Source organism: Streptomyces sp. NPDC102437, assembly GCF_044765565.1.
GTDB lineage: Bacteria > Actinomycetota > Actinomycetes > Streptomycetales > Streptomycetaceae > Streptomyces.
Genome location: NZ_JBIWKI010000025.1, coordinates 53101 through 65771, shown reverse-complemented (window position 1 = coordinate 65771; position 12671 = coordinate 53101). Strand labels below are relative to the sequence as shown.

General features: G+C 72.6%; 2 protein-coding genes. Both read left to right on the top strand.

Annotated features, from left to right (window positions below; translation table 11 throughout):
- The first annotated feature begins 38 nt into the window (after positions 1 to 38).
- Complete coding sequence (locus ACIRJP_RS27990) at positions 39 to 10967, top strand: amino acid adenylation domain-containing protein (RefSeq protein ID WP_404179693.1); 10929 nt, start codon at positions 39 to 41, stop codon at positions 10965 to 10967.
- Complete coding sequence (locus tag ACIRJP_RS27985) at positions 10954 to 12654, top strand: ABC transporter ATP-binding protein (RefSeq protein ID WP_404179690.1); 1701 nt, start codon at positions 10954 to 10956, stop codon at positions 12652 to 12654. The genes ACIRJP_RS27990 and ACIRJP_RS27985 overlap by 14 nt, the downstream gene beginning before the upstream one ends.
- Positions 12655 to 12671 lie beyond the last annotated feature (17 nt).

The following is a 12671-nucleotide window of genomic DNA, read 5'->3' as shown; positions in this document are numbered from 1 at the left end:
GGCTAACTTGCATACCCCGGAAGGATGCTGAGTCTTCGATGACGGAACCGCGCGCTCCTCACGTGCTGCTCTCTCCCGCTCGCCTGGCCGGCGTACGCCGGCGGACCGGCGACTACGGCGACCGGACCATCGCCGGAGCGTGCGCCATCGGACTGGCGTACTGGGCGACCGGCCTCGGCCCCGAGGGCCTGGATCTCACCCCCGTTACGCGGTTCACCGACGTACTCGGCTGGGTCGACAACGGCGGTGGCGGGAGCGCGGGTTGGGAGGCCGGCCCGAACGGCCGGACCATCACCGTCCCCGGCGGCGTCGCACCGTCCGACGCGCAGCTCGCCCTGGACGACCTGGCCGACTTCCCGGACCGGCCCATCGGCACCATCGGCCCGTCCGGCCCGGCGGCGAGGATCGAAGCCCTGGCCGAGTGGAACGACACCCGGGCCGACCGGGTCCGCCCGACCGTCATGGAGATGTTCCAGGAGCAGGCGCGCAGCAGGCCGGGCGCCGTCGCGATCACCGATGAGCGCCGTTCACTGACATACCGTCAAATTAGTGAATACTCCAGTCAGTTGGCGAACCATCTGATCGAACGCGGACTCACCTCCGAACAGGTCGTCGGCATTTCGCTGGGCCGCTCGGCGGAGATGGTCATCGGGCTCCTCGCCGTGCTGCGGGCGAAGGGCGCGTTCGTGCCGCTCGATCCGCAGTGGCCCGCCGCGCGCCGCGCCGTCGTTGTCGAGGACGCCCGCGCCGTGCTCCAGCTCAACGACTCCGGCGAGCACCAAGCGGGTGAACCGGACGCCGTGGCCGTCGACCTCGACGACTGGCGGTTCGGCGACCAGCCCGTTCAGGGGCCGGACGCGAGCGTCCCCGGTACGGCGTTGGCGTACGTGATCTTCACGTCCGGTTCGACCGGACGGCCCAAGGGCGCCATGATCCGGCACGAGGCGATCAGCGAGCGCCTGCTGTGGCAGGTCGACGAGATCCTGGGCTTCGGCCACGACGACGCGTCGCTGTTCAAGGCGCCGCTGTCCTTCGACATCTCCATCAACGAGATCTTCCTGCCCCTGGTCTCCGGCGGCAGGCTGGTGATCCTGCGGCCCGGCGGCGAACGCGACCCGCACCACCTGCTGAGCGTGCTCGCCGAGCACCGGGTCACCTTCACCTACCTGGTGTCGTCGATGCTGGACGTGCTGCTGGAGATCGTGGGCGACTCCGGGCGCCTGGACAGCCTGCGCCACGTGTGGTGCGGCGGCGAGGTGCTGACTCCCGAGCTGTACGAGCGGTTCCGCACCCGGCTCGACATCCCGCTGTACCACGGCTACGGACCGGCCGAGACGACCATCGGTGTCTCCCACGTCATCTACCGGGGCGAGGCCGACCGCCTGTCGACCTCGATCGGGAAGGCCAACCCCAACACCCAGCTGTACGTGCTCGACGACAAGCTGCGCCCGGTCCCGGTCGGGGTCGGCGGCGAACTGTACGCGGGCGGATTCCTCCTGGGACGCGGGTACGTCAACGCACCCGGACTGACCGCCTCCCGGTTCGTGGCGAACCCCTTCGCCGATGACGGGTCCCGGCTGTACCGGACCGGTGACCTGGCCCGGTTCGCCCCGGACGGGTCGCTGGACTTCCTCGGCCGCGCCGACAACCAGATCAAGATCCGCGGTATGCGGCTGGAGACCGAGGACGTCGAGGCCGGCCTCGCGGAGCACCCGGGGGTACGGCACAGCTGCGTCGTCGCGAAGAAGAACGCGGCGGGCGGCACCTACCTGGTGGGGTACGTGATCCCGGCCGCCGGCCACGAGGACCTGCGGGCCGACGAGGTCAGGGCCTGGGCCGCCGGGCACATGGTGGAGTACATGGTGCCCGCCCATCTCGTCGTGATGAAGGAGTTCCCGCTCACCGCGAACGGCAAGCTCGACCGGGGCGCCCTGCCGGAGCCGACGATCGGCACCGGTCCCGTCGTGGCGCCCGCCACCGAGAACGAGCGGGTGGTGTGCGCGGCCGTCGCGTCGGTGCTGCGGCTGGAACGGGCCGGTACCGACCAGGACTTCTTCCGGCTCGGCGGCGACAGCATCCTGGCGATCTCGCTGCTCGGCGCACTGCGGGACGCCGGTCTCCACGTCACCGCACGGCAGATCTTCACCCACAGCGTTCTCGGGGCACTGGCTGCGGTGGCGAGCCGTGAGGAGGTGTCCGCCGCGGACCACGGCGATGTCGCGACCGGCCCTGTCGTGGGATCGCCCATCGTGCAGTGGCTCGGCCGGACCACCGACGCCATCGACGGCTTCGTACAGTCCGTCGTGCTCAACACACCGGCACAGCTGCGTGCCGAAGCGCTCGACGAGATCCTCGCCGCGGTGCTGGAGCGGCACGACATGCTCCGCGCCAGGCTGGTGCGCGGCGAGCGGTGGAGCTTCGACATCCCCGAGGCCGGACGGGGCGCCGCCGGGTGGCAGGAGAGCGACCGGCCACTGGCGGAGTGCGTGGAGCTCGCCACCGAGGGGCTCGACCCGGAGCGCGGTGTGATGCTGCGCGCCGTGTGGCGCCGCGAGGCGCGGCAGCTCGTCCTGGTAGCCCACCACGTCGTGATCGACGGCGTGTCCTGGCGGATCCTGATGGACGACCTGGCCACGGCATGGCAGCAGTACGCCTCCGGAAATCCGGTCCGACTGCCCGCTGTGGGAACGTCGTTCAGGCGCTGGACCCAGCTGCTGGAACGTACGTCCTTCGAAGCGGACAGCGCCCACTTCGAGCGGCCGCTGCCGGGAGCGGACACGCCGCTGGGCAGGCGCCCCCTGACCGGATCCGACACCGTCGCCCGGGAACGCACGCGGACCGTCGACATCGGACCCGAGGACACGGCAGCGCTGCTCGGCACCGTTCCCGCGAGGTTCCACGCGGGCGTCAACGACGTACTGCTGACCGCGCTGGCCGTCACCCTCGCCCGGTGGCGCCGCGACCGCGGCCAGGACCAGACCTTCGCCCACATCGAGCTGGAGGGGCACGGCCGCGAGGGACGGTTCGTGGCGGACGCGGCCGGCTTCGAACCGGAACTCTCGCGGACCGTGGGCTGGTTCACCACGCTGTTCCCGGTGACCGTGAACCCCGGCACGGCAGCCGACCTCACCGCCCCCGCGTACCTGGCCGCCGCGCTCAAGGCGGTCAAGGAGGACCTCGCCCGGGTGCCCGGCAACGGCCTCCCCTACGGCGTCCTGCGCCACCTCACCGAGTCGGGGACGGCCACCCCCGCACCCCAGGTGCTCTTCAACTACCTGGGCCGATTCGACGCGGGCACCGGCGGCGACTGGCAACTCGCCGGAACCACCGGGCAGTTGGGCGAGAAGCGCGACCCGAGGATGCGCCTGCCGCGCGCCCTGGAATTCAATGCGATCGCCGAACCCGACGCGAGGGGCGATTACCGGCTGGTCACCACCATCTCCTGGCCCGAGGGGATGTTCACCGACGCGGACATCACCACCCTCGGGCAGTACTTCCGGTCCGCCCTGACCGCCCTGGCCGCGCTCGAAGAGGGCGGCCGCACCCCCAGCGACTTCCCGCTGGTACGGCTCACCCAGGCCGACGTCGACGACCTGGACGGCCCGGCGCTGCTCGACGTCCTGCCGCTGACGCCCCTGCAGGAGGGCCTGTACTTCCACTCGGTCTTCGACGACGACGCCACGGGCAGCTACGTCGAACAGCAGCTGCTGACCCTGGACGGCGACGTGGACGCCGGCCGGCTCGCGACGGCGGCCACCCGGCTGCTCACGCTGTACCCCAACCTGGCGGCCCGGTTCACCGCGCTCGCCGACGGCCGGGTCGTCTCCGTACTCGAGAGCGGCACGGCGGCGCCCTTCACCACACTGGACCGCCCCCACCTCACCGACGAGGAGATCCGCGAACACGCCGAACGCGACCGCCGCGCCGGATTCGACCTGGCCACCGGGCCGTTGATGCGGTACACGCTCATCCGGACCGGCTCCGGGCGCAAGGTGCTGGTGCAGACCGTGCACCACATCATCGCCGACGGCTGGTCCGTGCCGCCGATGCTCCGCACCCTGCTGGCCGAGTACCACGCGCCGGGCACCGTGTACCCGCTCGGCGGCCACCGCGACTACGTGAGCATGCTCGCCGGACGCGACCAGGACGAGAGCGAGCGGGTGTGGCGCGGCGAACTCGCCGGTCTGGCCGGCCCCTCGCTGGTCGCCGAAGGGCACACCCCCTCCGAACGGTTCGCCGACATCGCTGTCGAGCCCGCCGACGACCTCGACGCAGCAGTCCGGTCGGCCGGAGTACCCCTGAGCGTGGCGGTGCACGGCGCTTGGGCGGTGACGCTGGGCGGCATCCTGCACCGCAGCGACGTGGTCTTCGGATCCACCGTCTCGGGCCGTGACGCCGAGGTGCCCGGCATCGGGGACATGGTGGGCCTGTTCATCAACACGATCCCGGTGCGCGCCAGATGGACGGGAGAGACCACGGCGGCCGAGCTGCTCGCGGCGGTGAAGGAACACCAGAGCACGGTGCTGGCGCACCAGCATGTCTCGCTGGCCGGGATCGCCCGCCAGGCGGGCACCGGCCCCTTGTTCGACACCCTGGTGGTCTTCGACGTCGCGACGGACGTGGACGCACTGCGCGGGCCCGACGACACCCTGACCATCACCGGCATAGTCAACGAGGGTGCCCCGCACTATCCGTTGACGCTGGTGGCAGAGCGCACCCCCGACGGCCGGCCGCGCTTCAACCTGATCTACGACGGGGAGCTGCTGCGCCAGGCGGGCGCCGAGGCGATCCTGCGCACCTTCACCGAGACCCTCACCACCCTGCTGAACCGCCCGGACGCCCGCATCGGCGAACCGGTCCCGCCCGCCGCCCGCCGCCCGGCGCCGGTCTCCCCGGCGACCCTGGGCGAGCTGTTCGACGCCGCCGCGCGACGCGACCCGGCGGCCACCGCCGTCACCCAGTGCGCCCTGGACGGCGCCACCCGATCCCTGACCTACGGCGAACTGGCGGACACCAAGCGTGAGTTGGCCTCGGTCCTGCGCGCCGCAGGGGTCGGCCCCGGCAAGCGGGCCGCCGTCGCCGTGCCGCGCTCCGTGGAGCAGGTCGTCGCCCTGGTCGCGGTCGTCAGCGCGGGCGGCGCGTACGTGCCGTTGGACCTGGCGTACCCGGACGAGCGGCTGGAGTACATCCTCGCCGACGCCGCCCCGCAGGTCGTGCTCGTGGACCGGGACCAGCGTGACCGCTTCACCCGGCTGCTGGTCCGGGCGGGTGTTCAGGCCCGGGTGCTCGTCCAGGGGGACGAGCTGCCGCGCGACACCACCGAACCCGGCACCGGCCGGCACGACCCCGCCTACGTGATCTACACCTCCGGCTCGACCGGACGGCCCAAGGGCGTCGTCGTCCCGCACTCCGCCGTGCTGACACTCCTCGCGAACGCCGGGCCCGGCATGGAGTTCGGCCCGCACGACGTATGGGCCCAATTCCACTCCTTCTCCTTCGACTTCGCGGTCTGGGAGCTGTGGGGCGCCCTGGCGCACGGCGCGGAGCTGCTGGTGCCGGAGTACGCGCTGACCCGCTCCCCGGTCGACTTCCACCGGCTGGTCCGCGAGCGCGGGGTGACCGTGCTCAACCAGACCCCGTCGGCGTTCTACCGGTTCATCGAGGCCGACCGGAACGCCGGCGCATCCGTCACCGCGCTGCGCCGGATCATCTTCGGGGGCGAGGCGCTGGACCTCGGGCGGCTGCGCGGCTGGGTCGAGCGGCACGGCACCGAAGCGCCCGAGCTGGTCAACATGTACGGCATCACAGAGACCACCGTCCATGTCACCCACCGGGTGCTGACCGACGAGGACTTCGCCGAGGACGGCGAAGTCAGCCCGATCGGCGGTCCGATCCCCGGCCTGGTCGTCCATCTGCTCGACGACATGCTCCGGCCGGTGCCGCCGGGCCGGGTGGGCGCCATCTACGTCGCCGGGGACCAGGTGTCGCTCGGCTACCTCGGCCGGCCGGGGCTCACCGCGGGCCGGTTCGTGGCCAACCCGTTCGCGTCCGACGGCTCCCGCATGTACCACACGGGCGACCTGGCCCGTCGCACGCTCGGCGGGGAGCTGGAGTTCGCCGGCCGGGCCGACGACCAGGTGCAGCTCAAGGGATTCCGGATCGAGCTCGGCGAAGTGGAGTCCGCCGTCCGGGAACTCGACGGCGTCGTCGATGCGGCCGTCACCGTGGCGGACGGCGGCGACCACCTCGTCGCGCACGTCGTGGGCCGGGTGCCCCGTGACCTCACCGGCCGGCTGGCCGCCAAGCTGCCCGCGCACATGGTGCCGGGCAGGGTGCTGCCGGTCGACGCCCTGCCACTGACGGTCAACGGCAAGCTGGACCGCGAGGCCCTGGCCGAACGCGCCGCCGAGGACGGGGCGGCGGTTGCCGCGCGGGGCACCGGCCTGGTCGCCACCGCCGACACCATCCCGGTGGCCGCGAGCGACTCGGCGCTGACCGCACTGGTCGGCATCTTCGCCGAGACGCTGCCCGGCGTCGCCGTGGACGCCGACACCGACTTCTTCGGCGCCGGGGGCGACAGCATCGTCGCCATCACCGTGATCAACCGGGCCAGGGCGCTCGGCCTGCCGATCGCACCCCGGGACGTGTTCCTGCTGAAGACCCCGCGTGCCCTCGCCGGCCACCTGGGCAAGCGCTCCCCGCAGCCCGTCGCGTCCGAGCCGTCCCGCCGCGAGGACGGCCCGCTGCCGGCCACGCCGATCATCCTGCGCCGGCGCGAACTGGGCGGGTCGCTCGCCCGGTTCGCCCAGGCCAGGGCGGTGGCGGTGGCCGAGGGCATCGGCCTCGCCGACATCCGGCGCGCCGTGAAGGCCGTCGTCGCCGCGCACCCGGTGCTCCGGCTGCGGTTGAGTACCGAGCACGGTGTCTGGGCGCTGCGCACCGAACCCGTCCGCGAGGTCAGCGTCGTACCGTCGGACGCCGCCCGAGCGACGGCCGCGGCGGACGAGGCCGCCGGCCGGCTCGATCCCGGAGCCGGGGACGTCATCGCGTTCTCCTGGCTGCCGGCGAGCCGGACCCTGGTCGTCACCGTGCACCACCTCGCCGTGGACGCGGTGTCCTGGCTGATCCTCCTCGACGACCTGGCCGCCGCGATGAGCGGTACGCCCCTGGCTCCGCCGACCACGTCGTACGCCGAGTACGCCGAGGCGCTGGCGGGGCGGTCCGCCCAGGAGACCGACGGCCTCGGGCACTGGATCACCACGCTCGGGGCGCCCGCGCCGCTGCCCGTGGCCCGGGGCCTGCGCTATACCACGGTCGTACTCGCCGCCGAGGTGAGCGACCTGGTGACCCGCACCGCCCCCGCCGCACTCGGCGTGGGCCTCACCGAACTGCTCTGCGGCGCTCTGCGCACCGCGCTGACCCGCGTCCAGCCCGCCCCCACCGATCTCGCGATCGACCTGGAGCGCCACGGCCGGGTCCCGGCCCTGGCGCACCACGACTACTCCCGTACCGTCGGCTGGTTCACCGCCATCGCACCGGTGCGGCTCACCGCGCACACCGACCCCGTCGCGGCGGCGCGCGAGGTCGCCGAACGCCAGCCGGACGAGTCCGGGCACGTCGCCTACGGCCGGCTCAGGTACCTCAACCCGCAGACGGCCCCGCTGCTGACCGCCCGCCCGCAGGTGCTGTTCAACTACCTCGGCCGCGGCGGCGAGTCCCAGGCCCTGCGCCTCACCGGCGGCGAACACGACAGCCCGTATGCCGTCGAGGTCAACGCCTGGACCGACGACACCACCGGAAGCCTGCACGCGCAGTTCACCCTCGCCGAGGGCATACCCGACGAGATCTCCGGACACTGGCTCGCCGCACTGGAGCACATCGCGGACGCGTCCGCCACGGCCGAGCGCACGGCACCGGTCACCCCGCTCCAACGGGGCCTGTTCTTCCAGGCCCAGATGGCGGGCACGGCCGGACAGTACGTCGCACAGAGCTGGTTCACCTTCGACCGGCGCCTGGACGCCGACGCGCTGGCCGAGGCGATGGCGTACGTGATCGCGCGCCACCCGGTCGTGGGCGCCGGCTTCACCACCGACGACGACGGGAACCCGGTCCAGGTCCTGGGGGCGGGCCGCCGGGTGGACGTCCGTACGGTCACCGCGGCCAGTGAGGCGGAGGCCGAGGAACTGCGCACCCGGGACCGCGAGTCGGGCTTCGACCCGGGCGAGCCGCCGCTGATCCGGCTGACCGTGGTGCGGCTGCCGGACGGCCGGGACGGCCTGCTGCTCAGCTACCACCTGCTGCTCTGGGACGGCTGGTCCCGCGAGATCGTGCTGCGGGACCTGTTCGAGGCGTACGAGGCCGTCCTGGCGGGCGAACCGCCGGTCCTGGCCCCCGCCGTGCCGGGCTTCGAGGAGTACGCCCGGACGCTCGCCGCGAAGGACCCCGAGGCGGCGAACCGCTTCTGGGCGGAGCACCTGGCGGGGCTGCCCGGTCCGACGCTGCTCGCCGGCCCCGCCCCGGTCCTCTCGGACGAGCTGCCGCACGCCCTCACGCACACGATGTCCGCCGAACTCTCCGACCTGCTGCGGGAGGCGGCCAGGGCACACGGCGTCACCCTGAACTCGGTGCTCACCGGCGCCTTCGGCCTGCTGCTCGGCGCCCGCACGGGCCGCGCCGACGCGGTGTTCGGGGTGACCGTCTCGGGCCGGGAGGGCGAGGGCCACGAGGGCATCGTCGGTGTGCTGCTCAACACGGTGCCCATGTGGACCCGGGCCCGGCCCGACGACACGGTCGGCGGGTATTTGTCGGCCGTACAGGCGGCCCGGGTCGAGGAGATGGACCACGAGCACCTGGGGCTCGGCGAGATCCAGCGTGCCGCCGGCCACGACGCCCTGTTCGACAACCTGTTCGTGCTCCAGAACTTCCTGGACCTCGACGCGTTCGCCGAGATGAACGCTAGGCACGGCATCACCTCCGTGCGGGCCGACGACTCCACGCACTACCCGTTCACCTGGGTCGTCACGCCCGGCGACCGGTTCACGGTCAAGCTGGAGCACCGCGACGGCGACCTCGCGGGTGCCCGCCGCCTCCTAGGCGACTACCTCCGCGTACTGGAGGACCTCGCCCGGTCGACGGGACGGGTCGGCGCCCTGCGGGGGCTCGCCCCGGACCCCGGGCCCGCCGAACGCACCGACATCGGCACGGACACCGTCGTCGACCGCTTCGACCGGGCGGCAGACCGCGATCCCGGCCGGCTCGCGCTCGTCGCCCACGGGTCGACCATGACTTTCGCCCAACTCCAGTGCCGGAGCCGGGCGTTGGCGGGCGTGCTCGCCCAGCGCGGCATCGGGCCGGAGAAGGCCGTCGGCCTCGCGGTCCCGCGCTCTCTCGACTCGATCGTGGCGCTCTTCGCCGTACTGCGCGTCGGCGCCGCCTACGTACCGCTGGAACTGGACCACCCGGACGAGCGGATCGCGGCGATCGTCGCGGACGCCCGGCCCGAGGTGATCCTCACCGTCAGCGCCGTGTCGCACCGGCTGAGCGGCGAGCTCATCGAGCTGGACCGCCCGCTGCCCGCTGCCGATCCGTACGTGACGTTCGCGCCGGACGACCCGGACCGCCTGCGCCACCCCGCGTACACGATCTACACCTCCGGCTCGACCGGGAAGCCCAAGGGCGTGGTGACCGAGTACGCCGGGCTCACCAACATGCTGATCAACCACCAGCGGCGGATCTTCGAACCGGTCCTCGCCGGCCACGGCCACCGGGTCTTCCGCATCGCGCACACCGTGTCGTTCGCCTTCGACATGTCGTGGGAGGAACTGCTGTGGCTCGCCGACGGCCACGAGGTCCACATCTGCGACGAGGAACTGCGTCGCGACGCCCCCAGACTGGTCGAGTACTGCGGTGAGCACGCGATCGACGTCATCAACGTGACCCCGACCTACGCCCAGCAACTGGTGGCCGAGGGCCTGCTCGACGACCCGGGACGGCGGCCGGCGCTGGTGCTGCTGGGCGGCGAAGCTGTCACCCCGACGCTCTGGCAGCGGCTCGCCGAGACCGAGGGAACGGCCGGCTACAACCTGTACGGGCCCACCGAGTACACCATCAACACCCTCGGTACCGGCACCTTCGAGTGCCAGGACCCGGTGGTGGGCGTTGCGATCGACAACACCGAGGTGTACGTACTGGACCCGTGGCTGCGCCCGCTGCCCGACGGGGTCCCCGGCGAGCTGTACGTATCGGGCATCGGCATCGCGCGCGGCTACCTCGGGCAGAGCGCCCAGACCGCGCACCGCTTCGTCGCCTGCCCGTTCGGCGCCCCCGGCGAGCGCATGTACCGCACCGGGGACCTGGTGATCCGCCGTCCCGACGGGAACCTGACGTACCTGGGCCGCACCGACCAGCAGGTCAAGATCCGCGGACACCGGGTCGAACTCGGAGAGGTCGAGGCCGTGTTCGCGGCGCACCCGGCGGTGCGGTTCGCCGCCGCGGTGGCCCAGCCCGACCCGCAGGTCGACGGCGCGTACCGGCTGGCCGCCTATCTCGTACTCGACGGCGCCGACCTGGCGCAGGTCGCCGCCGAAGTGGGCGCCGGCCTGCCGGACTTCCTGCGCCCGACGCACTACGCCCGGGTCAACGGCATCCCGCTGACCGTGAACGGGAAGGCCGACACCAAGGCGCTGCCGGAGGCCAGGCCGCTCGGCGCGCTGACCACGGCGGGCGAACGCCGCCCGGCGACCGGGACCGAGACCGTGGTGTGCGAGTACTTCGCCGAGGCACTCGACCTGGACGACGACGAGGTGAGCGCGGTGAGCGACTTCGTGTCGCTCGGCGGTCACTCCATGCTGGCGGTGCGGCTGACCGGGCTGCTCCGCCGCGAGTACGGCCCTGTGATCACGATCCGTGATCTGTTCACCCTGCGAACCCCCGAAGCGATTGCGCGCCACCTCGATGACAACTCCTGACACACGGCGCCTCCGGCCGGGGGACCAGATCCTGCGGACCGCGCTCGGCCGCAACGTCGGCGCCATGGTCCGGGGCACCATCCTCATGGGCCTGTACCAGGCAGGGGAGACGGCCTTCCCCATCGCGCTCGGCCTGATTGTCGAGCACACCATGCAGGACCGGAGCCCGGCCGCGCTCGGCCTGTCGATCGGCGCGCTGGCCGTGATCATCACGACGGTCTCGCTGTCGTGGCGCTTCGGGATGCGCGTCCTGCAGAAGGCCAACACGACCGAGGCGCACCGCTGGCGGGTGCAGGTGGCCGCCTGCGGGCTCCAGCCGGTGGCCAGGGACATCGACCTGAAGTCCGGCGAGGTGCTGACCGTCGCCACCGAGGACGCCGACCAGAGCGCCGACATCATCGAGGTGGTGCCGCTGCTGATCAGCTCCCTGGCCGCGGTGGTGGTCGCGGCGCTCGCGCTGGGTCTGGCCGACTTCCGGCTCGGCCTGCTGGTGCTCGTGGGGACCGTCGCGATCCTCTCGGTCCTCGCCGTGATGTCCAAGCGGATCGGCGCCAGTACCCGTGAACAGCAGGCCCGGGTGGCGCGGGCGGGCGCGAAGGTCGCCGACCTGATCACCGGCCTGCGCCCGCTGCACGGCTTCGGCGGCAACCACGCGGCGTTCGGCTCCTACCGGAAGGTCAGCAGGGACGCGCGGCACCAGGCGATCACCGTCGCCCGGGTGAACGGCGCGTACGCGGGCACCGCACTGGCGCTCAACGCGGTGCTCGCCGCCGCCGTGTCCCTGACGGCGGGCTGGCTGGCGTTCGACGGCCGGATCACCATCGGGGAACTCGTCATGGCCGTGGGCCTCGCGCAGTTCATCATCGAACCGCTCAAGATGTTCTCGGAGATGCCCAAGTACGTGATGATGGCGCGCGCCTCGGCCGAGCGGATGGCACTGGTCCTGTCCGCGCAGCCGGTGACGGCTCCCGGGACGCGACGCCCTGCGGCGGGCTGCGGTCTGGCGGTGGACGGCGTCCGGTACGGGGCGCTGCGCGGGCTGGAGTTCGAGGTGGCCGCCGGGGAGTTCGTGGCGATCGCCGCGTACCGGCCGCGCGCGGCGGCCGACCTCGCCTCACTTCTCGCGGTGAAGGTCGCGCCCGAGGCGTACGCGGGAGTGGTGCGGGTCGGCGGACAGGCGCTGGCGGACCTGTCGGTCGAGGCGGTCCGCGAGCACATGCTGGTGAACCCGTACGACGGGGAGATCTTCGCGGGCACGCTCCGCACGAACATCGACCCTTCGGGAACGAGCCGGACGATCGCCGAGGCCGTCGAGGCGTCCATGCTGACCGATGTCGTCGCCCTCCACCGCGACGGGCTCGACTACGCGGTCCGCGACCGCGGGGCGAACCTCTCCGGGGGCCAGCGGCAGCGGCTGTCCCTGGCCCGCGCCCTGGCCGCCGATTCCGACGTGCTGGTCCTGCACAACCCGACGACGGCGGTGGACGCCGTCACCGAGCAGCTCATCGCCCGCAACGTCGCGAAGCTGCGCCGGGGCCGCACCACGGTCGTGATCACCAGCAGTCCGGCCCTTCTGGACGCCGCCGACCGGGTGCTCGTCCTGGACGACGGCGTCATCACCGCCCAGGACACCCACCGCAACCTCCTGGCCGGCGACGAGAACTACTGCCTGGCCGTGGCCCGTTGAGAAGGCGGTGCCGGGGG

Coding starts and splice junctions, on each gene's coding strand:
- ACIRJP_RS27985 (WP_404179690.1), top strand. CDS start 10,954: ATGACAACTCCTGACACACGGCGCCTCCGGCCGGGGGACCAGATCCTG.
- ACIRJP_RS27990 (WP_404179693.1), top strand. CDS start 39: ATGACGGAACCGCGCGCTCCTCACGTGCTGCTCTCTCCCGCTCGCCTG.